Below are 22,694 nucleotides of genomic sequence, written 5' to 3'. Positions count from 1 at the left end.
CAACTATTTTTTTGTTACATGCCTAAACCTCTATTAACGGTTCGCAAAGGTGCATTTTTATTTCTAAAAAAGCCAATGCCGACGCTTTAAAAATCGCTAAGGATGGCGCTTAATTGGAAAATAAACGGGCATAAACACTAACTATTGAAAACAGGAGCAATGATTTAATTATTTTTTAACGTAAAATACATCCTTAGGTCCAAAGGCTCAGCTGCTTTTGTATTTAATGACTAAAAATAGCCGATATATTTTTACTTAATGATTATGATTTTTCTATATTTGCAGCCTTGCTCCCGTAGTTCAATGGATAGAATTATGGTTTCCGGTACCATCGATATGAGTTCGAATCTCGTCGGGAGCACAAGCGAGACAAATCAGTTTTGAAGCTGTTTGTCTCGTTTTTTTTGCCTGTTGATCTGAGTGCCTATTCTAATTTCCATAAAAAAACGCGCCCAGGCTTCTTGCTCTCAATACCAATAGCTGAATACTGTAGTTTTAGATTTTTCAGGACCATCAGGCTTGTAATATGGGCATTACTTATTCGTTATTCAATCAAAAACTTACGCGAAGTAGTGCGGCCTCTACCTTTAAGTTCAAAGCTATTTGGATAAATCTCCAGTATACCGTAGGCATTTTGATTGGGAGTTTCTACCATCCCCTCGAGTGTTATACAGGGGATTTTTGAATGGTAACCGAAATCACCGCTATGATGATGGCCAGCAAAAATAGCTTTCACGCAATTATATTTAGCAATTACATTCAGTATTTCCCGGCTGTTAAGTGCTGTAAAGCCTGGTGAAAAATCGAGCGGATGATGAGAAAAGAGCATTACCCGCTCGTGGTTGCTTTGTGCTTTGGCCAACAGGCTATCGAGCCACCTTACCTGTCGGCTACTCATCCCCCCATTATATTCTTCTGCATTTACACCTTTTGCTATACTAATGCTATCCAGCATTTTCTTTAGTTCCGGTTCTTTCCATGTGCCGCCAACATTGGCATACGAAGCCACTTCATTGGTATTGAGCATAATAAACACCCAGCCCTTTTGTTTAACGAAGTAGTATTCTGCAGGCATACCAAGCTTTTTAAACAAAGCTTTATTTTCGGTTATTCCATGGTAATCATGGTTCCCTGTAGTATTGTAAACTGTCTTTTTTAAACCATTTAAAATGGTAAGCACTGAATCCAGATCTTTGGGATTCCGGTCTGTAATATCGCCCAGATTTAGGGAAAATTGTACACGTTCTTTATTCAGATCCGCCACACAATCACTAAGCTTGTTTAATGAATTTTTATAGTACCGGCTACCCCTGGTCTGCGCATCTGCATACTGAATATCTGCCATGAGGCCAATCCGTAAAATTGGTTTTAGCGGTTGCGCCTGTGCCATTAAGCTTGTAGCAACGGCCAGAACTGTCAAAAAATGGGTTAGTTTACGCATCATTTAAAATAGGAAAGCTTAAATGTATAAAATTCCTAAATGTAGTTCGTACTGCTAAATACAATTTTCAATCCTTTTTTATTCTTCAGGATTATCTTCACAACCCTTTGCTATTTTTCGCGGGTATTTATATCCTTTTTATGATCTTACAGGCATTTTCAGTATTTTATATTTAATTTTAAAGCTCAAAACCTGGCAGATATTCTCCTTTTGAAATGATCAACAATTACCTTCAATATCTTAATGGTGGTGGCGAAATGGGCAAGCTAACCAGGGAATTCGACTGGGCATCGACCCCACTCGGCAGGCCCGACACCTGGCCGCATAGCCTGCTTACGGCTGTAAGTATTGTGCTAAACTCCAGGTTTCCGATGTTTATTTGGTGGGGAAATGATCTTATTCAGTTCTATAACGATGCTTACAGGCCAAGTTTAGGAAACCAGGGGAAGCATCCGGCAGCCCTGGGGCAGCGTGGTGAGGATTGCTGGCAGGAAATCTGGCCAGTAATAAAGCCGCTTATCGATCAGGTGCTCTCTGGAGGCGAAAGTACCTGGAGCGAAGATCAGCTGATCCCAATTTACCGCAACAACAGGCTCGAAGATGTGTACTGGACTTTTAGCTATAGCAAACTGCTTGATGAACAGGGAGCGATTGCAGGTGTACTGGTTACCTGTACAGAAACGACCAAACAGATTACCGCTTTACGGGAAGTAAATAGCGCTAAGCAGGAGCTTGAATTTGCAATCAACGCAGCCAATCTTGGCACCTGGGATCTTAATCCCCTAACCAACCGCTTTATCGGCAACGAAAGGCTTAAAAGCTGGTTTGGCCTCGAAGAAGATGCTGAAATAGCACTTTCGAGTGCCACAGAGGTGATTATTGAACAAGACCGCGAAAGGGTTATCGAATCAATTGCAAAAGCCATGCAGTTTGGGTCAGATGACTACGATATCGAATATACCATACTCAACCCTTTAAACCCTCAACCGCGATTGGTGAGGGCCGTTGGAAAAGCTATTTTTAATCAGGAAAAGGAAGTTGTGCGTTTCAGCGGTACCCTTCAGGATATTACCAAGGAACGCGATGCCTTAAAACAGTTAAAGGATGTTCACCATGGGCTCGAACTAGCGCTAGACCAGTCCCGGCTTTCTAAAATTGCCGCCCAGCTGGGAACTTTCGACATGGATTTAATACAGGGCACACTAGAATGGGATGACCGCTGCCGGGAGTTATTTGGAATTAGCCACCACGATGAGGTTTCCTACGAACGGGATTTCGTGAATGGTCTTCACCCTGACGATCGCGCACGAATACTGAATATAATCGAGGATGTTTTTGACAAGGCTAAAACAGATGGGAAGTACGATGTAGAGTATAGAACTGTAGGCGCTGAAGATGGCCGGGTAAGATGGGTGCGTGCCAAGGGCAAAACCTACTTCGATGCATCAGGAATACCCTCTCGTTTTATCGGCAGTGTTTTGGATATCACAGAACAGAAAACAGATGAGCTGAGGAAAAACGATTTCATTGGCATGGTTAGCCACGAGCTGAAAACGCCCTTAACTTCTCTTAAGGGATATATCCAGATCCTTAACCATAAAGCAAAAATCAATGCGGATAATTTCGCAATCAATGCGCTTTCTAAGGCCGACATCCAAATCGGCAAAATGAGTCAGCTGATTAATGGATTTCTGAATGTTTCGCGTCTGGAAGCGGGTAAAATCAGCATCGATCTCAAAACAGTCGACCTCCGCGAGATAATCGAAGAAGTAGAGGAAGAACTCAAAATGATCTCCACTACCCATTTAATCGGTATTATCGCTAACGAACGAATAATGGTGCAGGCGGACAGGGATAAGATTGGTTCGGTAATTTCCAATCTTTTGGGCAATGCCATCAAATATTCTCCCCTAGGCAGCCAGATCGAAATCAGCTGCGATACGCAGGACCGTTTTGCAAGGGTAATGGTAAAAGATGAAGGTCCGGGGATTAAAGCCCAGGACAGGGAAAGGCTATTTGAACGCTTTTACCGTGTTGGCGGAGCTGAATCACATACGGTACCAGGCTTTGGTATTGGTCTTTATCTCTGTGCAGAAATTATTGCAAGGCACAACGGAGAAATCGGTGTAACTAGCGAGCCAGGCAAGGGATCGACATTTTATTTTCTATTGCCATTAAAATAACCATGCCCTCGTCTGTTTCACAAAAAAATCTTTAAATGCGAATTGGGAAACCATAACCTTTTTCAGTATCCCATAAAAAAAGCCACGACATCCATCGTGGCTTTCATCAACTAACCTAAACTTTATAAATACTAACCAAATATTTATGCTGCAAAGCTAATGCGCCTGCATTAAGCAGATATTAAGTGATTATTAACTGTAATAAACCGCACAAAAACATAACATTACAACAGCAATGAGTTAAAACAGCCTCCTTTATTTTGCAGCAACATTAAGAAATACAAAAATCAGTATGGAAAAAACGGCAAATACGATCAGTACCGACCTGCAAAAATTCATCGATAAATTTGAACCAGCTAAATTCAAACTCATGACCAAGGGAATTGAGATCAGGGGCATTAACGATTTGCCCAAAAATATTACCCAGGCCAGAGCGCTTATCGAAAGCATGAAGCTCAACTTAATGGTAGTACACCATGCCGGAATGCTCGCTTACAGGGCTTTCGAGGTAAATGTGATTCCTCCGGCTGCATAAAAAACAAAAGCCCTGCAAAATGCGGGGCTTTTCTGTATTTAATTGAGTTGCTCGCGGGGCAATCCATGGATCACCACATTACCTAAAACCACATCTGCCCTGAAGAATACAAACTCCAGGTCGGCATAAATATGTACGCCAACAGTTAGCAATACCTGCCGGGCAAACTCGGTCATGGCTGCCTGATCATTAAACGACATATCGGCAGGAATTAACAATGCAATTATATTGGGTTCGCTTACCTTTACCTCAATATCAAACTGTGCCACCAATCCCATTATTTTCTTTGCCACCGCAGCCAGCTCGTTTGCTGTAATTTTTGCCATATCGTTATAATAATTTAATTACGCTGCTCACTCCTATATCACCAGCTCGCTGCTTACAAATATAAAAAATAGGTAATTGCATGCAACTGCCGGTAAAAAACAAAGCCTCGCCATTGTTTAAGCGGTTTGGCTTTATAGATGCTATTCGTTTGGTGGCACCACATCTGTGATTTTAAAGACTTTTAAGCCGGCCGGCACTTTCCATTGTACAGTATCGCCTTTTCTGAAACCAATTAATGCTGCAGCAATGGGTGTAGTAACTGAAATCTTTTTTTCTTTAATGTTGGCATGTTGCGGCAACACAATCGTTAGCTCGCTAGTTTCGCCGCTTGCTTCATCCGTAATCCATACCCGGGCGTTTAACCGGATGCCATGTGCGGGAAATGCCTCTTTTTTAATAATGATTGCCCGGCTCAGTTCTGCTGAAAGCGACATTTCATCGCTACCAGAATTTTGTTTACTAAAATAGGGCTTAAGGAGGTTATAATCCTCCTGGGTGATGATCACCGGATTGCTCTCGTTTGGATTCATATTTATTGTTTTAAATGGATTTCAAATTGAAAAAACACAGATGCGCAGCGATATACCGCACCATCACGGACCTGTATTTTTAAATAAGGTACTGTTGAGTTGTGATTAACCCCAAACCAGGGATAGGGTGTTACAGGCCTGGGGTAAAATGATCAAAATCCTTGAAGCAAGGAATATAGAAAAGGCTGCGCTGAAAATTGCCTTGTTTTAACTTTCGTAACGTGCACAAACCTATCCTACTGCCGACTAAGGCAATAGCATTATCATTTGGGGCGATATGGTTAATGCAGTGTTTCAATTTATCCAAATATAACTTATATCCGGTAAGCTTACAAGTTTTGAAGGTTTTGCCTTGCGAAAACTCCTGCTAAAGCTTACTTACCGAACTGATGAAGTAAGGCGAATCGTTCCATTTTATTTTTTTGTAACTGAAATCCTTTTTTAGTGCATCAGGCAGACAATCCCATACCGCTTCACTCATTTTTTCGAGCAATAATTTCTTCGAAAATGTATCAGATACCACAAAACTGATTTCCCTTACCGGTTTGGGATCTTTAAAGGTTTTGAAAAGCGCCGTTTCTTTTTCATTAATAATCGATAGTGCCGGAATGATGGCAAAACCAAGCTTAGCGCGCACCAGGTTTTTCAAGGTTTCGATCGAAGATATATCGTAACTGAACTGTTCTTTTATTTTACCGGGTTCTTTAATCCCACAAATATCCAACAGCTGGGCATTGTAGCAATATTCGTTCTGTAGCAGCAACAGTTCTGGTTTATCATCGGGCTGCAATTCGTAAAAATCATCGTTGGCCATGGGGTGGTTTTCATTTAGGTAAGCCACGAAAGGTTCTTTAAAAATAGCATGCTCAACCAAATTCGGGTGACCTGTTGGCGTAGCCATGATGGCAACATCGATAGCACCTGTTTCTACATCTTGCATCAGTTGCCCGGTATTAGCCTCTTTAATTACAAAATGTACTTTGGGTGCAATGGTTTTCATCGCACTGATAAATAAGGGAATGAGGTAAGGTGATAAGGTCGAAATAATCCCCAGCTTCAATTCTCCTTCAAGCAGGTTTTTCTGGTTAATTACAAAATCCCGGATTTCATCTGTTTCGCGCAAAATTTTCCTAGCCCGGTTAATAATCTCTTTGCCCAGTACCGTAGGCGTTAACGGCACCTTATTGCGATCGAAAATTTTAATACCGATTTCCTCCTCCAGGTTTTTGAGTTGTATGGTGAGGCCAGGCTGTGTTACCATACAAACATCTGCTGCCCTTGCAAAATGACGTTCTTCATCCAAAGCCACTACGTATTTCAACTGCTGAATAGTCATGATTATAAATTTTATTTATAAAGATACAAAATTATCAATTTGATTTATGATCGTAGCCGCAATAAATTTGTTCCAACAAAAAAGATCAAATCATTATAAATAACAATTTAAAAAATTAAGACCATGAAATTTACAAGAACAGCAAACGCCAATTGGAAAGGTACAGGAATGGAAGGAAAAGGAACCATCAGTACACAAAGCACCACATTAGACCAGGCACAATTATCATTTAGAACCCGCTTTGCAGAAGGCGTTGGCACCAACCCTGAAGAACTGATTGCCGCAGCACATTCTGGTTGTTTCACCATGCAACTGAGCTTCCTGTTAAGCGAAGCAGGCCTTGTACCTGAAAACCTGGATACCAAAGCCAATGTAACTTTTGAAAACGGCACCATTACCTTAATCCACCTCGAATTAGCCGGTAGTGTTGCAGGAATCGATGAAGAAGAATTTAAAGTTTTTGCACTTAAAGCAAAAGAAATTTGCCCAGTATCAAAATTATTGAATACCGAAATCACCTTATCAGTTTCACTGGTAGCCTAACTCAAAAAAACACAATTAGTAAACCCTATAATTTTAAACAAAATGAAAACAATAATAAAAGGACAATTGAATGCATTTTTCATGTTCGCCATCCTATTTTTCGCTGCTTTATTTTCAACAGCTGATGTAGCTGCACAAAGCAAAGCCCCAATTAAAAACGTTGTACTGGTACATGGTGCCTTCGCCGATGGTTCGGGATGGAGATCCTTATACGAAGTACTAACCCAAAAAGGTTATCAGGTAACCGTCGTACAAAACCCCTTAACCTCGCTTGAAGACGATGTTGCAGCCACAAATGCAGTGCTCGATAAACAAGACGGTCCAACTATTCTTGTTGGCCACTCGTGGGGCGGAACAGTGATTACACAAGCCGGTAACCACCCTAAAGTTGCAGGTTTGGTTTATGTGGCCGCTTTACAACCCGATAATGGCGAAACCTCGTTGCAATGGTTACAAACTGCCCCTCCGGCACCAGAAAATGGCGTTTTAAATGCTGACGATAAAGGCATTATTTATTACGATAAAGCAAAATTCCATGCAGGTTTTTGTGCCGATATCAGCAAAACACAAGCCGACTTTATGTATGCTTCGCAAGGTGCTTTTCATGCTAAAGGTTTCTTAGCGCCAATTACTAAAGCTGCCTGGAGAGACAAACCTGCCTATGCAGTAATTGCAACTGAGGATAAAAGCATCAATCCTGATATCCAACGCGCTATGTATAAACGCTCCAATACCAAAGCTACCGAAATTAAAGGCAGCCATGTGGTTTTCATCTCTCAACCCAAAGCAGTTGCTGAGGTGATTATTGCAGCATCGAAAGAAATTGCGGTTAAAAATTAACTAAAAAATTGACAAGTCTATCAGGTGGGTGGAGACACCCACCTCTAGCATTACTACTGGGCGGTGTCTCCACCGCCCATTTGATATTTTATAGAAATTAAAACAGTTTCTAAGTAATTAATGTATTTTTTTCAAAAGAGGTGGTATCATAATTATAGAATTGTCAATCCTGAGCCTGTCGAAGGACTATCAAAACACATCTGAGGCGTTTCGACAAGCTCAACGTGACAAACTAATAAACAACCTAAATTATGATCCCGCTCCTTTGCTATTTATAAAACGATCTAAGTTGATTTACAAAAGCCTAACCCGCTCTTCTTCTAAATCGATCTGGTAAATATGCAGTCTGATAACCTCATCATGTACCTCAGCATCGTTACGGTTTAGGTCTGATAAAAATAATCGTTGTCCTTCCAGCAACTCCAAATAAGCCAGCTTAGTGCTTTCACTCATTTTAACCTGCTCAGGATTGTTTATTTTATGCTCCCATTGCGCTATCATCCGTTGCAAATGTACATCTTCCTCAGCCATTCCTTCCTGTCTGGCTTTTAGCAACCTAACCGTTTCGGAAATCAATTGTTTTTTCACCCGGTGTTTTGCTTCCTCATCCTCCATTTCAGCTGCCTGATCAAAAATATGGGACCGCTCAATAATATACGGCAGGGTAAGTCCCTGGATCAACAAAGTAAGGAGGATAACCGTAAAGGTGATGAATAATATAAGGTTGCGGTGAGGAAAGGCTTCGCCGCTTTTAAGTGTCAGCGGAATAGCCAGTGCCGCTGCAAGCGATACCACACCACGCATACCTGTCCACCCTAACAATAGTGGTAAACGCCACATTCTGCGCCTGTTGTTTCTTAAAGGAGCTACGTTAGGCCTGAATATTAGGGTAGCCACCATAGCACTGTACGAGCTAATAATTCGGGCCACAATCAGTATACCGGTAACTGCAACACCATAAATAATGGCCTGTGTTAAAGGAATACCATCGGCACGAAGCCCGGCTATTACTTCCGGGAGCTCAAGGCCAATGAGCATAAATACTATTCCGTTCAGCACAAAAATCATGGCTTCCCAAACACTGTAACCCCTTATCCTACTGGCACTGGTTAAAAAAGTAAGTCGCCTTACTGATAAAAACAAACCGCCCGACACTACTGCCAGTACGCCTGAGCTGTGCACCTGTTCAGCTATCCAATACAAAAAATAGGGTTCGATAAAGGTAAATACAATGTCGGATGAGGTATCGGTAGGCAATCGCTTATGCGCCTGTATAAACAGCCAACCAAACAAAAGCCCGATGCCAATTCCGCCTACAATCATCCAGGAAAAACTAAGGAGGGCATCCTGAAGGATAAACTGCCCGGTACCCACTGCAACCAATGCAAATCTGAAAATAATTAAGGAAGAGGCATCGTTAAGCAAACTTTCGCCTTCGAGCACTGCAGCGGTTGATTTAGGTATTTTTACAAATTTCATGATGGCCCCTGTACTTACCGCATCAGGCGGAGATACGATTCCGCCAAGTAAGAAGCCCAGCGCTAAGGTAAAGCCCGGGATGAGGTAATTGGTAAGCACAGCAACTGCAAGTGCAGAAAACAAAACCACTAAAAATGCAAAACTGCCAATAATGCGCCACCATTTTTTCATCTCTTTAAATGAAATACTCCACGAGGCTTCGAATAAAAGTGGTGGTAAAAAAATAAAGAAAATCATGTTCGGATCTACCTGAACTTTAGGCAATCCAGGCACAAAACTGATGAGTAAACCTGCAACCACTAACAATACCGGATAGGCAATACGCAATTTGGTAGCCAGCATTTCGATAAGTACTATTGCGGCAACCAAAGCCAGCATAAAGGGTAGTTGTTCATGCATATCTCACTGTTTTATTTTAAAAATAGTAAAAACAAAGATATCAATTAGCGAAATTTGCGTTATCAGCCGGAAACCAATATAATTCTCCCGCAGATTTAAGGAGATAAACACAGATTAAAAATAGGTTTACTGGTTTCTTTTAATTATAAAAACAAACACATCAATCAGCGAAATTTGCGTTATCAGCCGGAAAATAATATAATTCTTTCCCAGCAACAGGGTTACTGATTATGAAATCATTTTGGCCAGGTTACCCAATTGTTTCAGTTTAAACTTCAGTTCATCAGACCAGGGTAAGCCTATGCAAAGCCTGATACAGTTTTCAAATTGATCCTGCAAGGTAAACATACGGCCGGGAGCGATACTGATTTGCTTTTTAATGGCCAGATCGTACAGTTTCACGGTATCTACCTTTTTATCAAATTCGACCCAGAGGGCAAGACCTCCCTGTGGCCTGCTGGTTTTTGTGCCTTCGGGAAAATAATCGGCAATGGCCTGAACATAATTTTGATAATTGTGCTGTAAGGTACGCCGGAGTTGATGCAAATGCACATCGTACCGACCTGTTTTAAGGAAATTACCCACAGCTTCCTGAATAATTGATGGCGAAGACAAGGAATGCACCAGTTTTAACCTGAGCAATTTATCCTTATACTTACCAGGAGCCATCCAGCCTACTCGATAGCCTGGCGCCAGGGTTTTAGAAAATGCACTGCACAACAGCACATTGCCTTCGGTATCAAATGCCTTGCAGCATTTCGGCCGCTGTGTGCCGAAATAAATATCGCCATATATATCGTCTTCAATTAGCGGAATATTTCTTTCAGCCAACAGCTTAACCACTTCTTTTTTATGCTCGTCGGGCATGCAACTCCCCATTGGCGTATTAAAATTGGGTACCAGCAGGCAGATGTTAATTTTAGGCAGTACTTTCTTTAATGCATCTACCTCAATACCGGTAACAGGATGTGTTGGCAGTTCGAGTACTTTAAAACCCAAACTAATTACCAGTTGAAATATGCCCGGATAACAAGGGCTTTCTACGGCAACCGTATCGCCGGCTTTTCCCAGGGCCATCAAGCAAAAAGACAAGGCATTCATCCCCCCGTTACTGGTAATGATATCATCTTCGCTTAAATTACCACCCCAGGCCAGCGAGCGTACAGCAATCATCCGCCTGAGTTTAACATTACCCTGCAATGGCTCGTATTCCGTTCCACCTTCTTTTAGGGCCCGCGTAGCGTACAAAACTTCTTTTTTTAGTTTAGCCAGAGGCAACAGATTACCCGAAGGCACACCGATAGAAAAGAGGGTAAGATCAGCACGCCCAATATTGGAATAGACTTTGGTAATCAGTTCATTCGGTTCGTTGAGGTTGGCTTTTAGCGATGGATTACTTACCTCCGGGAGTGGCAGCCTCAGGTAATCGAGCTTATTAACAAAAAAGCCCGATTGCGGCTTCACCTCAATTAACGATTGTGCTTCGAGCTCTAAAAACACCCTTTTGGCCGTATTCATGCCTATGCTGTGCTCTTTGCATAACATCCGCACCGAGGGCAGCCGGTCGCCGGCCTTTAAAATCCCACCCCTGATCTGCGTTGCAATACCATTCGCAATTTCATTGTACCTAAAAAGCTTTTCCATAATCAAAAACAACTGTACCCATACAAATATACAAAACTGATACTGTATTTATCAATTTTGGCTTTGCACTTTTGTGTATCAATTTTTAGGACATGAAAGACGACAGTATAACACGATCTACAGAAAACGTTTCGAAGGGCTGGCTTAACGGCTTTATTGGCGTGCTTATTTTTAGTGGCTCGATGCCGGCAACCCGAATGGCAGTAATAGATCTCAATCCGGTATTTGTAACCGTTGCACGTGCCTCAATTGCGGGGTTACTGGCGCTTGCGGTACTTATCCTTTTTAAGGAAAAACGACCCGCAAAGACTTTGTATTTCCCTATTGCCATTGTTGCTTTAGGTGCGGTTATTGGTTTTCCATTGTTAAGCGCCCTCGCTTTAAAGCACATTACATCGGCACATTCGCTTGTATTTTTAGGCTTGCTACCCATTGTAACGGCTTCATTCGCAGTGTTACGTGGTGGTGAACGCCCACGCCCGGTATTTTGGTTGTTTTCTGTTATGGGCAGTTTGCTCGTTATTGGCTATGCCATTTATCAGGGTCTTACTGCCTCTCCCATTGGCGATATGCTGATGCTTGCAGGCATTGTACTTTGCGGACTTGGCTATGCCGAAGGTGCCCGGCTTTCGAAAACCCTGGGCGGCTGGCAGGTAATATCGTGGGCACTGGTTATTTCGCTTCCCATCATGCTACCTCTGATGCTTATCTATCAGCCCAGTTCATTTTCAACCGTAAGTACAGGTGCCTGGCTTAGTTTGGCTTATATCGCCTTATTCAGTATGTTTATTGGCTTTATATTCTGGTACCGCGGTTTGGCGCAGGGAGGTATTGCCTCGGTTGGTCAGTTGCAGTTGCTTCAGCCTTTTTTCGGCTTAGGTCTTGCGGCTACCCTGCTACACGAAAATGTAAGTTTAGGCATGCTGGCCGTTACTGTGGGTGTAATTCTATGCGTGGCCGGCTCCAAAAAGTTTGCTAAATAACATTCACACTTTACTAAAAGAAAAAAAAATGTTTGTACCCAATGGTTATCAATTTGAAAGCGAAGCAGAAAAAATTGCGTTTATGCAGCGTTATAGCTTTGCTACCATCATTACCAACAACAATCAGCAAATTCCTTTAGCTACCCAATTGCCTTTTGTAATTGAGCAGCGTTCAGGTAAACTGGTATTAAGCGCGCATTTTGGCATTGCCAACGAGCAGGCCAAATACATTGAGCAGCACACCTCCTTAATTATATTTACCGAGCCACACGCTTATATCTCCCCTACGCATTACACTAAGCACGAAAGTGTACCCACCTGGGATTATATCGCTGTACATGCTTATGGAAAGGCAAGCCTTATTACGGATGAGGCTTTAAAACTAAAGGCACTGGAGCAGATGATCAATTTTTACGAGGAAGGTTATTTAGCACAGTGGAATAGCCTTACCGATACCTTTAAGCACAGAATGGTTAAGGGAATTGTGGCTTTTGAGCTGGAGGTAACCGACCTGCAGGGACAAAAAAAATTAAGCCAGAACAAATCGAAGGCAGAGCGCGAAAGTATTATTGCGCAACTCGAAAAAAGCAACAATACAGCAGAACACGATCTGGCCGGATATATACAAAAAACGTTAAACGATAAAGCAAAATAAAATGCAGATATTAAACAGTACAGCAAACGATATAGACCAGATTTTCGGGCTTTACAAAGTGGCTACCGATTTTCAAAAATCGAAGTTTATTGTGCAATGGCCTCAATTTGAACGTACCCTGATTGAAAAAGAAATTGCCGAGCTAAGGCAGTGGAAACTGATTATAGACGGCCAGGTGGCCTGTGTTTGGGCTACTACCTTTAGCGATCCACAAATATGGGAAGATAAAAACGACGATCCGGCCGTTTATATTCACCGGATTGCCACTAATCCTGATTTCAGGGGGCAAAACCTTGTTACTACTATTGTAAACTGGGCAAAAGCTTATGCAAAAGAAAACGAGAAAAAATTTGTACGCCTCGATACGGTAGGCGAAAACCAGGGATTAATTAAGCACTACCAAAAATCGGGCTTTAATTATCTGGGGCTTTTTGACCTCAAAAATACCGATCAGTTACCCGCGCATTACCACAATGCAGCTGTAACCCTGTTCGAATTGACAATAGATGAACCTGAGTTTCTAAACAAGCAGATATAACAATCATTTAACATGCAACTTAACCTGGGGTAATACTAGTCGCTTATTATTACCCTATGGTTCGCATCAGTTTTTCTAAATTAAGCTTTGATGAATTCACCAATTGTCCGCTGGATAAACTGGAGGAAGAAATACTGCGTTATTCGATCCGGATAAAACTGCAGAACAACCCGCAAACACCCGAAGAACGCGAAAGCTACCGCACCGAAATAGATCGCTTAACTGTTCTAAAATACCTAAGTCAGCTAAGAAAGGGTAAAATTACCATAGAAGATTTCAACCTGAAAGTAGCACTTAACAAGGGTTTACATAACCAGTTATAGGCTAAAATAGGTTACATTTAGATCGATCAGCCCACTCAAATGGGAAGAAACCAGTCCCTCCGAAATGCTAAAAAAATAGCCGATAATGTTTCATCGTATAAAAAAAATGTTACGTTTGTAAAAACAACTACTAAATCTATCTTTTTTATATACTAATATTTTAAAACGATGTGTTGCTGCTGTAAAACTAACTTTATCCTATCTACATGCTAAGCTAACGGATAGCGCCTAAGCCAGGCAAAAATCAAAACCAATATTTAATACAAATACCAGCAGATGCAGAAAACAAAAAACCGATATACAAACCAAGGCGCATTAAAAATTATCAGCATAACCTTTGCATTAATCATAATTTACAGCAATTCCATTTGGGCGCAAAATGCCAACCCTTCGCCGCTTAACTTCCCTACGCCAAAAAACATCGATAACATGTTGTTTTATCTTCAGCGCGATCCGAATACCAATACCCTGATTTATAGCCTAAACCTCGAAAAAGATGGAGAGATTAACCGGTCGCAACCTGTTTCTGTGTATTGGCTACGGTATGCAGAGAAAGGAGAAAAGAAAGACCTGGGCTACATACAGCGTAAATTTGCTTACGGCATATTGACTAAAGAGTTAAGCAAAGACCGCTTCGAACTTCGCTTTGTATCGCACAAAAAACTGTCTTTTTACTTACTTCGATCGGCCAACGACCAAAAATATTATGTATCGGTAACCTTAAATGATAAAAAAATCAAAATTAACCGTCTTTTTATCAGAATTGAGGGCGGATCTTTTTGGCTACCAAACGTAAAATATGCATCAATCGAGGGTACTGAACTAACTACAGGTAAAGCCATTACCGAAAGAATCGCCGTTAAATAAACTGTTGGGAGATAAATGTTGGTGAATAAAGTTTTACATTAAACCAAAACCTCCCGCTGCGGTCAAAAAGCAATGATAAACAAATCAGTGATCCGCTTTTCAGGCAAATGTTTTCTATACTTTTTAATAACCTTTTGGGCTGTTATTTCACAAGCGCAGGTCCCACCTGCTAAAATCATGAAATGGACGGTTGGCGATACGGTTAGAGAAGCTATGGTTTACGTACCTGCAAGTGCAAAAACCAAAGATAGCCCGGTATTTTTTGTTTTTCATGGTCATGGTGGCACAATGGATAACATGCTCAGGAGCCGCAGCTTTGAAAAGCTTTGGCCAGAGGCCATTATTGTTTACCCGCAAGGACTCAACACCCCCGGACAGTTAACCGATCCCAATGGCCTTTTACCTGGATGGCAAAAAGCCCCTGGCGATATGGGCGACCGGGATTTGCACTTTTTTGATGCGATGTTAAAAACACTCAGACAAGATTACAAGGTCGACAATAAACGCATTTATGCCACTGGGCATTCCAATGGTGGCGGCTTTACTTACCTGCTCTGGGCTACACGCGGAGATATATTTGCTGCTTTCGCCCCTTCGTCAGCAGTAGCCGCAAAGGTTGCAAATCTGCTCAAACCCAAACCCGCCATGCATATTATGGGCGAACAAGATAACCTGGTAAAACCTGCCTGGCAAAAAGCCATGTACAATAAAGTATTGCAGATAAATGGCTGTAGTAATAAAGGTCAACCTTATGATCAGTATGCAACTTTATATCCTTCGAACACACAAACACCAGTAGTTTTGTATATCCATCCGGGAGGTCATGTTTACCCTGCTGATGCCGATAAGGTTGTGATAAAATTCTTCAAAAGCATACAAAAACCTTAAACAGGCGAGCTACTCAAACACTAACTTGCCTGTAAAATTTCCTCCCGCCTTAACGAAAAAATCAATGCTTCGATCCGATTGAAGACCGCATTGAATTTTTCATTATTTTCTGGCAGGTACAATTTCTCGTAACTAATGTAGTTTGCCGTAAGCAAAATCGTCATAAAGAGCATGTTGTCTTTATCGAGCTTGTAACGGATTTTTTGATATTCCAGCACCGGCACAATGTTCAGCGTTCTCAACAACTTGTCCAGCTGCTTTATCGCATCCAGAATATCAAGATTAGGGGTTAAAAGTAAGGGCATAGTTAATTTAGATTATTGGTTCACTGGTTTATTGGTTCAGTAGTCATTGGTTTATTAGTCCATAGTTGGTGGTTTATAGCCATGGTCCAACTTAAAACTGTAAACAATATTAGTTCATTAGTCATTCGTTCATTAGGGCCACCCCATAGCTTAACCCAGTCCCAGCTCAAATGCGATGGTCACCCTGAGCGGAGTCGAAGGGCAGTACGTTCGTTCATTAGTCATTGGTTAATGGTTGGTGGTTTATAGCCACAACACAACTGAAAACTGTTAACTGCAAACTGAAATTATTGTCCCTCGTGATAAACTTCGGTACCAGCTTCCTGCTGAAAAATGGCACCACTTGAAACTGTTTCTACCGCAGTTAGTACTGTAAGCGATTTGGCATCGTGATCAATAAAATTCACCAGTTCGTTAAATTTCCTTGCCGCAAGGGTAAAAATCATTACTGATCTACTTTCTCTTTTTTTCATAGCATCTTCAAATTTGCGCAAGCCTGATTTGGTTTTAGGCATGCATGGCAAATTTGGCCAAAACGTTATTTTTTAATGTTAACTGGCAGCCATGAAGATGTATCGATTTCTTAAACCGTTACATTTTGTGGGTTTTTATCGTCCTTTAATGCCGAAAGGTAAACAGATGGTGTGGTGTGCATCACTTTTTTGAAGGCATTAAAAAAAGTATTTCGCGAAGAGAAACCTGCATCCAGGGCAATGGCTTCGAGGGTAAATTGTTTCCAATCGCCCTGGTCTAATCTGGCTTTAATGTATTCGATGCGGAGGTTATTGATGTAAGTACTGAAATTAAGTTGGTAATGGTTGTTGAAAAGTTCGGAAAGTTTATGGTTCTGAATTTCCAAAGCCGAAGCCAGTTCACTCAGGTTAAGTCCGGGCCGCCTGAAAAGTTCTTTTTCCTTAATCGTCTGCGCTACCTGTTCGGCTAAGTTTGTATCTACTGTTTTAGGCTTTGCTTTCTCGTCGGCCAGGTGTACCAAATCGGTTTCTACTTTTACCTCAGGCAAAACTGTTTTTTTGGTTAAACCATAAATCAGTTCAGGGTTTAAAAAAAACATAAAACTCAATACCAGCAGGCAAAAACATAAAAATATAACAACCGAACCTTCGTGCAAAATAGACCAGATATTACTCCTGTTTTGCAAAATGGAGACATTAATAACCAGCATACCGGCAAAAATTACGAAGCACACCGCGCTAAAAAAATAGATCCAGTTAATTGTTTGCCTGTTTTGCCCCTGCTGTTTTGAAGCACGATAAGCAAGTTGCATCTGTAAAACGGTGTAAATGAGCGCCGAAAAAGGAAAAGCATACCAATGCCAGGGTTCTACAATATATTCGCTATCCGAAAATGCAAACTCCACATCGGCTACTACCCTGCTTACCACTTCGTGCTGTGCGGCATAACTCAGCATATTATATGGAATGATCGAAATTATTGCCGGAATGGCAATGAGAAAATGGAGCAGGTGCGCTGGCTTAAATACCGCATGTTCCTTACTTAAAGAGCCCCTGAAGTAGAGGAATAAACAAGGGGCAACCGTGTAATAAAAAGGTAATCCTTTATTAAACAGGAAGGGGTAATTTTTGATCTGCCCCGAATTGGTCAGAAGGTATATGAGGCCGTACCAGGCTATACCTGCAATGGCCAGCGACAGCAAAAAATTGAGGTAAAACTTATCACGACCATACAGCAGCAATTTTACAATAACTACCGAAAGAATAAAAATTGCACCGATAACGGTGAGGAAAATGGGATGCAAAGGTTTAATTTTAATAAGAATGCCAAAATTAAGCATAATTAATATGCTTTTTGCAGAAAAGGTATTCCCGCAGGGATTTGGCAGAAAAGCCAGTTAAACAGGTACCGGAAACTTAATCGGATCACGAAAAATTGCCGGCACCTGCTTAAAGTTAATCTTTTAAATCAATTACCGACAGAATGGGTAAATGATCGGATGCGTATCTTTCTTTTACCACTTCGTGATAAATTACATTAAATGGATTTCCTTTTTTAAAGGCAATGTGATCGATAGTTGTTTTAGGGTTAATTACCGGAATAGTAAAACCGCAACTGCTGCAGCTCCGATTAAATGCCGCATCAAATAACTTAATGGTTTCTGAGCCTGGTTCTGCATTCAAATCGCCTGCAATGAGCATTGGCAAGGTTTCAGCTGCTGCTAGCTTTACGATTTCTTTCACCTGCATTACCCTGTTTTCTTCAGCACGCTCGGCATCTAAATGAGTAGAAGCAAAGCGGATAAATTTTCCATTGGCGATTTCAACCGTGGCAATAGCAAGCACACGCTGCTCGGCACGGGCGCTATTGTTTTTAGGTAGTTTATAGGTTTTTTGTGCAGAAAGCGGAAACCGCGAGAGAATGGCTACACCATAATCTCCCCCATCGTGGTCGATAGCTTTACCAAAATAGAAATTCATTTTTAATTTTTGAGCAAGCAAAACAGCCTGATTAATATTACCCGAACGCTTGGTATTTACATCAACTTCCTGCAAGGCAACCAAATCAGGATGCTGAAGTGAAATGGCTTTGGCAATGGCATTTACATCAATGGTTCCCTCTTTTTCCTTTGTAGGTGGGTTACAGTGATGAATGTTGTAACTCATTACCCTTAAACGGTTTGTACTTTTTGTCGCAGACCCTGCACCAATTTTAGGCGAGCAGCCGCTAAAAAACAAAGCAACAATTAGAAATGGCAGATATAAGTTTTTCATAGCCCCAAAATACAAAGTTTCTGTAATAAACAAATCTAATTTTCAGTTTGCACTTGTCAGTTTTCAGTTTGCAATTATCAGTTTTCAGTTGGATTACTGCTATGAACTACAAGCCATCAACTATCGACCCAATGAACAAATCAGTTCTCAGTTTTCAATTGGATTAGGCTATAAACTATTGACTAATAAACTACTGACCAATGAACAAATGAACTACTGAACCAATGAGCTACAAAGGATATGCAGTTTCACTCTTAGGCTCCGACAATACAAAATAGCTCTGAACAGTGGTAATATTGGGCAAGGTTGCCAGTTTGTGCCTTAAAAATTCATGATAGGCATCCATATCTTTTGTGGCGATTCGGAGGATAAAATCGTGTGCGCCGGTCATTTGTAAACATTCCATTACTTCGCCAAATTTCGATACTTCCGTTTCAAATTCGACCAGGGTTTTGGCAGTATGCTCCTTAAGCAAAACATGTGAAAAGGCAATCAGGTTTCTGTTGATTTTCTTCCGGTCGAGAATGGCCACTACCCTTTTTATGTAGCCTTGTTCCTTTAACCTTCTAATCCTTTCGTGAATGGTTGCAATAGATTTATGCAGCATCAGCGACACCTCTTTATTCGTTAAAGATGCATCGCGTTGCAGTAATTTCAATATTTCTACATCAACCTGGTCTAAATCTCCGTGTGTCATAAGCTATTCTGAATCGAAAAAAAACATAATGCAGCTTTGAAAAAACATTCAAAACCGAAATAAAAATTAAAAACAGATCAAAAAAGCAGAAAATTTACGTAAAAAACAACATGTATTGACAAAAAAGAACACAATACAGAATTTTACCGAAATTATAATCGATTGCTTAAACAATTATAAAAGGTTTAAAAATATGCCTACAACAACGCTAATAAAAAACGAAATAACTGCAGCTTTGAATGCGAAATTTGAACATTTATCGCTTTTGGTTGGCAACACCCCAATGTTAGAATTAACCTATAGCCTTAATGGTAAACCAGGTAAAATTTATGTAAAGTGCGAACATTACAACCTAACGGGTAGCATTAAAGACAGGATGGCGCTTTACACTTTAAAGAAAGCCTATGCTGAGGGTAAAATTAAACCCGGGGATAAAATTGTTGAGGCAACCAGTGGCAATACCGGAATTGCATTTGCTGCAATTGGTAAAGCCCTGGGGCATCCGGTTACGATTATTATGCCCAACTGGCTAAGTAAGGAGCGTATGGACATTATCAAAAGTCTGGGCGCGGAGATTATTTTGGTTAGCAAAGAAGAGGGTGGCTTTATTGGCAGCATTAAACTGGCCGAATACATGGCGGCAAACAACCCCAATGTATTTTTGCCTAAACAATTCGAAAATATAGCCAACCCCGAAGCACACGAATACACCACAGGTAAAGAAATCTGGGAACAACTGCAGCTGAAAAGCCTTTGTCCCGATGCCTTTGTAGCTGGCGTAGGTACCGGTGGCACCATTATGGGCGTTGGAAATTTCCTTAAAAAGCAAAAAACTACAGTAAAAATCCATCCGCTTGAGCCTGCAGAATCGCCAACCTTAACCACCGGATATAAAGTGGGTAGCCATAGGATTCAGGGGATTTCTGATGAATTTATCCCCGAAATTGTGAAGCTAAACCAGCTGGATGAAATTGTACAGGTAAACGACGGCGATGCCATATTGATGGCCCAGAAACTTGCCCAAAAACTAGGGCTTGCCGTAGGTATCTCATCAGGTGCGAATGTAATCGGCGCGATAAAAAAACAGCAGGAAATGGGCACAGATAGCTGTGTGGTAACCATATTTTCGGATAGCAATAAAAAATATTTAAGCACCGATTTAATGCGCGAAGAACCGGTAAAAGCGGGCTATATCACACCAGATGTAGAATTTCTCGATTATCAGGCTTTTAGCAGACTAAACGGTTAGCAGGCCACGGCTGATCATTTCTCATGCAAATCAACAAACCCTAAATCAATATTAAACCCAATACAACCAAATGAAAAAAATCGCCTTATTATGCTGTTTCGTTTGCTTAATCAGCTTAAGCAGTTACAGCCAGATTTTAAAACCCGTAACCTGGAGTTACGCAGCAAAGAAAACAAGTCCAACAACTGCTACGGTATTTATTAAAGCAACTGTTGATCAAGGCTGGCACCTGTACTCTCAATTTGTTAAAGATGGCGGGCCGGTTAAAACCACTTTTACCTTTCCTGCTGCAAAAGATTTCACTTTAGTAGGTAAAACCATCGAACCAAAGGCAGTTACCAAGTATGAAGCAACTTTTAAAATGGACGTAAGCTATTTTGAAAACTCGGTAGTTTTTCAGCAAAAAGTTAAGCTGAACGGCAAAAATGCTGTAGTAAAAGGTAGTGTAGAGTTTATGGTATGCGACGATAAACAGTGTCTGCCACCAGAGCAAGTAGATTTCAGTATCCCTGTAAAATAAATAGTAGCAGATGATATCCTTTAAAAAAATCTGTCTCGGATTGCTGTTTTTCTGTGCTGTATCCCTAACCGGATATGCACAGGACAGCACCAGTACCGACGACCTGACTTTTACAGAAATTAAACCGGAAACAACCGATACAATAGTTAAATCTACTGAAACGATTAGTAAAGTTGCCGATAGCACTACAACGGTTTCAAAAACGATTGCCCCGCAGCCTGAAGCGCAGAAAACCCTCTGGGGTATTTTTATTGCAGGTTTTGTGGGCGGTTTAGCGGCTCTGCTTATGCCTTGCATCTTCCCCATGCTTCCGTTAACGGTGAGCTTTTTCACCAAAGGATCGGAAAAGGGAAAAGCCTTTGGGCGGGCAGCGCTGTATGGCTTCTTTATCATTCTGATTTACGTAGTACTGGGCCTTTTGGTTACCGTAATTTTTGGTGCCGATGCATTAAATAACCTTTCTACAAACGGCATCTTCAATTTCTTTTTCTTTTTGCTCCTGGTGGTTTTCGCAGCTTCGTTTTTAGGCGCTTTCGAAATTACACTGCCATCGAGCTGGGTAAATAAAATGGATGCCAATTCGGATAAAGGTGGTGTAGCCGGATTGTTTTTTATGGCTGGCACCCTGGCGCTGGTTTCTTTCTCCTGTACCGGTCCGATTATTGGCACTTTATTGGTACAGGCGGCAACCACAGGTGCACTTTTAGGCCCTGCAATTGGCATGTTTGGCTTTTCGCTGGCGCTGGCTATTCCTTTTGCCTTATTTGCCTTATTTCCATCGGCGATGCAAAAGCTACCCAAATCAGGCGGCTGGTTAAACAGCGTAAAAGTAGTTTTGGGTTTCCTCGAACTGGCCTTTGCCCTAAAGTTTTTAAGCAATGTAGATTTGGCTTACCATTGGGAATGGTTTGACCGCGAAATATTTTTAGCCTTGTGGATCGTTATTTTCGGTATGATGGGCATTTACCTGTTGGGCAAACTTAAATTTTCGCACGATAGCCCTTTAAATTCCATTTCGGTGCCACGGCTTTTCCTGGCCACCATTGTACTGGCCTTTACTGTGTATTTAATCCCGGGGATGTGGGGTGCGCCATTGCGTAGTGTTTCGGCCTTTCTGCCACCACAGGAAACCCAGGATTTCGATTTGTACACTTCAGGTTTACTAACTGGAAAGTCAGCCACAAACGATGGCCCACATAAATATGCCGATAAATTTCATGCTCCGTTAAAACTGAATGCCTACTTCGATTATGAGGAAGGCTTGGCACAGGCTAAAAAACAAAACAAGCCTGTATTAATCGATTTTACCGGACATGCCTGCGTAAACTGCAGAAAAATGGAAGCCAATGTTTGGCCCAACCGCGATGTTTTAAAAATGATCAGTGAAGATTACATCCTGATTCAGCTATATGTAGATGATAAATCGGAACTGGCTCCTGCTGACGTGGTAACTACCCCTGAAGGAAAAAAGTTAAATACCATAGGCAAAAAATGGAGCGATTTGCAGGCCAGAAAATTCCAGTCTAATTCGCAGCCTTTTTATGTACTGCTCGATCCTAAAACTGAAAGCTTACTTGCACAGCCACAGGGGGCAGATTACGAAGTGGCCAATTACAAAAAATTTCTCGAAAGCGGCTTAAACGCTTTTAAATAGCAAACCGGTGG

General features: G+C 41.4%; 24 protein-coding genes and 1 tRNA gene. 14 read left to right on the top strand and 11 right to left on the bottom strand.

The annotated features are described in order from the left end of the window. Nucleotides 1-289: 289 nt before the first annotated feature. Nucleotides 290-361, top strand: a tRNA-Arg gene (locus tag HWV58_RS10185). A gap of 183 nt (nucleotides 362-544) precedes the next feature. On the opposite strand, the gene HWV58_RS10180 is transcribed toward HWV58_RS10185, so the two are convergent. Continuing rightward, a complete protein-coding gene (locus HWV58_RS10180) occupies nucleotides 545-1,444 on the bottom strand; it encodes a metallophosphoesterase (protein ID WP_175634001.1) in 900 nt (299 codons plus the stop codon). 212 nt (nucleotides 1,445-1,656) lie between these two features. Here HWV58_RS10180 and HWV58_RS10175 point away from each other — a divergent pair, with 212 nt between their 5' ends. After that, nucleotides 1,657-3,624, top strand: a complete 1,968-nt coding sequence (locus HWV58_RS10175; protein WP_175634000.1) for an ATP-binding protein — start codon at nucleotides 1,657-1,659, stop codon at nucleotides 3,622-3,624. Between the two features lie 292 nt (nucleotides 3,625-3,916). Beyond that, on the top strand, nucleotides 3,917-4,159 hold the full coding sequence (locus HWV58_RS10170; RefSeq protein WP_175633999.1) for a hypothetical protein: 243 nt from the start codon (nucleotides 3,917-3,919) through the stop codon (nucleotides 4,157-4,159). 38 nt (nucleotides 4,160-4,197) lie between these two features. Here the strand turns inward: HWV58_RS10170 and HWV58_RS10165 are convergent, their stop codons facing one another. The 3 genes from HWV58_RS10165 to HWV58_RS10155 all read right to left on the bottom strand — a co-directional run bounded on the left by HWV58_RS10165 (nucleotide 4,198) and on the right by HWV58_RS10155 (nucleotide 6,352). Then, entirely contained in the window at nucleotides 4,198-4,485 is a 288-nt protein-coding gene (locus HWV58_RS10165) for a hypothetical protein (protein WP_175633998.1), read from the bottom strand. A 141-nt stretch (nucleotides 4,486-4,626) separates the two neighbouring features. Then, nucleotides 4,627-5,016 (bottom strand): GreA/GreB family elongation factor, encoded by a 390-nt coding sequence (locus HWV58_RS10160; RefSeq protein WP_175633997.1) that lies wholly within the window; start codon nucleotides 5,014-5,016, stop codon nucleotides 4,627-4,629. 367 nt (nucleotides 5,017-5,383) lie between these two features. Continuing rightward, nucleotides 5,384-6,352 carry a hydrogen peroxide-inducible genes activator gene (locus HWV58_RS10155; RefSeq protein WP_175633996.1) on the bottom strand — a complete coding sequence of 323 codons (969 nt, stop codon included), beginning with the start codon at nucleotides 6,350-6,352 and terminating at the stop codon, nucleotides 5,384-5,386. Between the two features lie 123 nt (nucleotides 6,353-6,475). Between HWV58_RS10155 and HWV58_RS10150 the strand changes: the two genes are divergently transcribed. Together HWV58_RS10150 and HWV58_RS10145 are read left to right on the top strand one after the other, a co-directional pair. Next, nucleotides 6,476-6,895 carry an OsmC family protein gene (locus HWV58_RS10150; protein WP_175633995.1) on the top strand — a complete coding sequence of 140 codons (420 nt, stop codon included), beginning with the start codon at nucleotides 6,476-6,478 and terminating at the stop codon, nucleotides 6,893-6,895. 42 nt (nucleotides 6,896-6,937) lie between these two features. Continuing rightward, nucleotides 6,938-7,735, top strand: a complete 798-nt coding sequence (locus HWV58_RS10145; protein WP_175633994.1) for an alpha/beta fold hydrolase — start codon at nucleotides 6,938-6,940, stop codon at nucleotides 7,733-7,735. A 294-nt stretch (nucleotides 7,736-8,029) separates the two neighbouring features. Here the strand turns inward: HWV58_RS10145 and HWV58_RS10140 are convergent, their stop codons facing one another. Then, nucleotides 8,030-9,613 carry a Na+/H+ antiporter gene (locus HWV58_RS10140; protein ID WP_175633993.1) on the bottom strand — a complete coding sequence of 528 codons (1,584 nt, stop codon included), beginning with the start codon at nucleotides 9,611-9,613 and terminating at the stop codon, nucleotides 8,030-8,032. 228 nt (nucleotides 9,614-9,841) lie between these two features. Beyond that, the gene (locus HWV58_RS10135) at nucleotides 9,842-11,257 is read right to left on the bottom strand and encodes an aminotransferase-like domain-containing protein (protein ID WP_175633992.1); all 1,416 of its coding nucleotides are present in this window, start codon (nucleotides 11,255-11,257) and stop codon (nucleotides 9,842-9,844) included. A 92-nt stretch (nucleotides 11,258-11,349) separates the two neighbouring features. Between HWV58_RS10135 and HWV58_RS10130 the strand changes: the two genes are divergently transcribed. The 6 genes from HWV58_RS10130 to HWV58_RS10105 all read left to right on the top strand — a co-directional run bounded on the left by HWV58_RS10130 (nucleotide 11,350) and on the right by HWV58_RS10105 (nucleotide 15,511). Then, entirely contained in the window at nucleotides 11,350-12,240 is an 891-nt protein-coding gene (locus HWV58_RS10130) for a DMT family transporter (RefSeq protein ID WP_175633991.1), read from the top strand. Nucleotides 12,241-12,268: 28 nt separating this feature from the next. After that, entirely contained in the window at nucleotides 12,269-12,895 is a 627-nt protein-coding gene (locus tag HWV58_RS10125; protein WP_175633990.1) for an FMN-binding negative transcriptional regulator, read from the top strand. 1 nt (nucleotide 12,896) lies between these two features. Next, nucleotides 12,897-13,433, top strand: a complete 537-nt coding sequence (locus HWV58_RS10120) for a GNAT family N-acetyltransferase (protein ID WP_175633989.1) — start codon at nucleotides 12,897-12,899, stop codon at nucleotides 13,431-13,433. A gap of 56 nt (nucleotides 13,434-13,489) precedes the next feature. Beyond that, nucleotides 13,490-13,756, top strand: coding sequence for a hypothetical protein (locus HWV58_RS10115; RefSeq protein ID WP_175633988.1), 267 nt, complete (start codon nucleotides 13,490-13,492; stop codon nucleotides 13,754-13,756). Between the two features lie 276 nt (nucleotides 13,757-14,032). Beyond that, a complete protein-coding gene (locus HWV58_RS10110) occupies nucleotides 14,033-14,623 on the top strand; it encodes a DUF4833 domain-containing protein (RefSeq protein ID WP_175633987.1) in 591 nt (196 codons plus the stop codon). A 177-nt stretch (nucleotides 14,624-14,800) separates the two neighbouring features. Next, entirely contained in the window at nucleotides 14,801-15,511 is a 711-nt protein-coding gene (locus HWV58_RS10105; protein WP_235972696.1) for an alpha/beta hydrolase family esterase, read from the top strand. Between the two features lie 20 nt (nucleotides 15,512-15,531). On the opposite strand, the gene HWV58_RS10100 is transcribed toward HWV58_RS10105, so the two are convergent. From HWV58_RS10100 to HWV58_RS10080, 5 genes are all read right to left on the bottom strand, one after another. Beyond that, a complete protein-coding gene (locus tag HWV58_RS10100) occupies nucleotides 15,532-15,816 on the bottom strand; it encodes a hypothetical protein (protein ID WP_175633985.1) in 285 nt (94 codons plus the stop codon). Between the two features lie 287 nt (nucleotides 15,817-16,103). Then, nucleotides 16,104-16,331: a hypothetical protein gene (locus tag HWV58_RS10095; protein ID WP_175633984.1), complete on the bottom strand. Its 228-nt coding sequence runs from the start codon at nucleotides 16,329-16,331 to the stop codon at nucleotides 16,104-16,106. A 68-nt stretch (nucleotides 16,332-16,399) separates the two neighbouring features. After that, complete coding sequence (locus tag HWV58_RS10090; RefSeq protein WP_175633983.1) at nucleotides 16,400-17,629, bottom strand: helix-turn-helix domain-containing protein; 1,230 nt, start codon at nucleotides 17,627-17,629, stop codon at nucleotides 16,400-16,402. A gap of 115 nt (nucleotides 17,630-17,744) precedes the next feature. Further along, nucleotides 17,745-18,563, bottom strand: coding sequence for an endonuclease/exonuclease/phosphatase family protein (locus tag HWV58_RS10085; RefSeq protein WP_175633982.1), 819 nt, complete (start codon nucleotides 18,561-18,563; stop codon nucleotides 17,745-17,747). 229 nt (nucleotides 18,564-18,792) lie between these two features. Continuing rightward, the gene (locus tag HWV58_RS10080) at nucleotides 18,793-19,260 is read right to left on the bottom strand and encodes an Lrp/AsnC family transcriptional regulator (protein ID WP_175633981.1); all 468 of its coding nucleotides are present in this window, start codon (nucleotides 19,258-19,260) and stop codon (nucleotides 18,793-18,795) included. Nucleotides 19,261-19,453: 193 nt separating this feature from the next. Between HWV58_RS10080 and HWV58_RS10075 the strand changes: the two genes are divergently transcribed. The 3 genes from HWV58_RS10075 (at nucleotide 19,454) to HWV58_RS10065 (ending at nucleotide 22,683) form a co-directional block, all read left to right on the top strand. Beyond that, a complete protein-coding gene (locus HWV58_RS10075; protein WP_175633980.1) occupies nucleotides 19,454-20,509 on the top strand; it encodes a PLP-dependent cysteine synthase family protein in 1,056 nt (351 codons plus the stop codon). A gap of 70 nt (nucleotides 20,510-20,579) precedes the next feature. Next, nucleotides 20,580-21,029 (top strand): protein-disulfide reductase DsbD domain-containing protein, encoded by a 450-nt coding sequence (locus HWV58_RS10070; RefSeq protein ID WP_175633979.1) that lies wholly within the window; start codon nucleotides 20,580-20,582, stop codon nucleotides 21,027-21,029. Between the two features lie 10 nt (nucleotides 21,030-21,039). After that, nucleotides 21,040-22,683: a protein-disulfide reductase DsbD family protein gene (locus HWV58_RS10065; RefSeq protein WP_175633978.1), complete on the top strand. Its 1,644-nt coding sequence runs from the start codon at nucleotides 21,040-21,042 to the stop codon at nucleotides 22,681-22,683. Nucleotides 22,684-22,694: the final 11 nt, after the last annotated feature.

Source organism: Pedobacter ghigonis (assembly GCF_903166585.1).
GTDB lineage: Bacteria > Bacteroidota > Bacteroidia > Sphingobacteriales > Sphingobacteriaceae > Pedobacter > Pedobacter ghigonis.
Note: the sequence above shows the minus strand (reverse complement) of the source record. Positions and strands in the feature narration are given on the sequence as shown.

What these genes read in the sequence shown, in the direction of transcription:
- HWV58_RS10180 (WP_175634001.1), bottom strand. Translation starts at nt 1,444, where the DNA reads ATGATGCGTAAACTAACCCATTTTTTGACAGTTCTGGCCGTTGCTACA.
- HWV58_RS10175 (WP_175634000.1), top strand. Translation starts at nt 1,657, where the DNA reads ATGATCAACAATTACCTTCAATATCTTAATGGTGGTGGCGAAATGGGC.
- HWV58_RS10170 (WP_175633999.1), top strand. Translation starts at nt 3,917, where the DNA reads ATGGAAAAAACGGCAAATACGATCAGTACCGACCTGCAAAAATTCATC.
- HWV58_RS10165 (WP_175633998.1), bottom strand. Translation starts at nt 4,485, where the DNA reads ATGGCAAAAATTACAGCAAACGAGCTGGCTGCGGTGGCAAAGAAAATA.
- HWV58_RS10160 (WP_175633997.1), bottom strand. Translation starts at nt 5,016, where the DNA reads ATGAATCCAAACGAGAGCAATCCGGTGATCATCACCCAGGAGGATTAT.
- HWV58_RS10155 (WP_175633996.1), bottom strand. Translation starts at nt 6,352, where the DNA reads ATGACTATTCAGCAGTTGAAATACGTAGTGGCTTTGGATGAAGAACGT.
- HWV58_RS10150 (WP_175633995.1), top strand. Translation starts at nt 6,476, where the DNA reads ATGAAATTTACAAGAACAGCAAACGCCAATTGGAAAGGTACAGGAATG.
- HWV58_RS10145 (WP_175633994.1), top strand. Translation starts at nt 6,938, where the DNA reads ATGAAAACAATAATAAAAGGACAATTGAATGCATTTTTCATGTTCGCC.
- HWV58_RS10140 (WP_175633993.1), bottom strand. Translation starts at nt 9,613, where the DNA reads ATGCATGAACAACTACCCTTTATGCTGGCTTTGGTTGCCGCAATAGTA.
- HWV58_RS10135 (WP_175633992.1), bottom strand. Translation starts at nt 11,257, where the DNA reads ATGGAAAAGCTTTTTAGGTACAATGAAATTGCGAATGGTATTGCAACG.
- HWV58_RS10130 (WP_175633991.1), top strand. Translation starts at nt 11,350, where the DNA reads ATGAAAGACGACAGTATAACACGATCTACAGAAAACGTTTCGAAGGGC.
- HWV58_RS10125 (WP_175633990.1), top strand. Translation starts at nt 12,269, where the DNA reads ATGTTTGTACCCAATGGTTATCAATTTGAAAGCGAAGCAGAAAAAATT.
- HWV58_RS10120 (WP_175633989.1), top strand. Translation starts at nt 12,897, where the DNA reads ATGCAGATATTAAACAGTACAGCAAACGATATAGACCAGATTTTCGGG.
- HWV58_RS10115 (WP_175633988.1), top strand. Translation starts at nt 13,490, where the DNA reads ATGGTTCGCATCAGTTTTTCTAAATTAAGCTTTGATGAATTCACCAAT.
- HWV58_RS10110 (WP_175633987.1), top strand. Translation starts at nt 14,033, where the DNA reads ATGCAGAAAACAAAAAACCGATATACAAACCAAGGCGCATTAAAAATT.
- HWV58_RS10105 (WP_235972696.1), top strand. Translation starts at nt 14,801, where the DNA reads ATGAAATGGACGGTTGGCGATACGGTTAGAGAAGCTATGGTTTACGTA.
- HWV58_RS10100 (WP_175633985.1), bottom strand. Translation starts at nt 15,816, where the DNA reads ATGCCCTTACTTTTAACCCCTAATCTTGATATTCTGGATGCGATAAAG.
- HWV58_RS10095 (WP_175633984.1), bottom strand. Translation starts at nt 16,331, where the DNA reads ATGCCTAAAACCAAATCAGGCTTGCGCAAATTTGAAGATGCTATGAAA.
- HWV58_RS10090 (WP_175633983.1), bottom strand. Translation starts at nt 17,629, where the DNA reads ATGCTTAATTTTGGCATTCTTATTAAAATTAAACCTTTGCATCCCATT.
- HWV58_RS10085 (WP_175633982.1), bottom strand. Translation starts at nt 18,563, where the DNA reads ATGAAAAACTTATATCTGCCATTTCTAATTGTTGCTTTGTTTTTTAGC.
- HWV58_RS10080 (WP_175633981.1), bottom strand. Translation starts at nt 19,260, where the DNA reads ATGACACACGGAGATTTAGACCAGGTTGATGTAGAAATATTGAAATTA.
- HWV58_RS10075 (WP_175633980.1), top strand. Translation starts at nt 19,454, where the DNA reads ATGCCTACAACAACGCTAATAAAAAACGAAATAACTGCAGCTTTGAAT.
- HWV58_RS10070 (WP_175633979.1), top strand. Translation starts at nt 20,580, where the DNA reads ATGAAAAAAATCGCCTTATTATGCTGTTTCGTTTGCTTAATCAGCTTA.
- HWV58_RS10065 (WP_175633978.1), top strand. Translation starts at nt 21,040, where the DNA reads ATGATATCCTTTAAAAAAATCTGTCTCGGATTGCTGTTTTTCTGTGCT.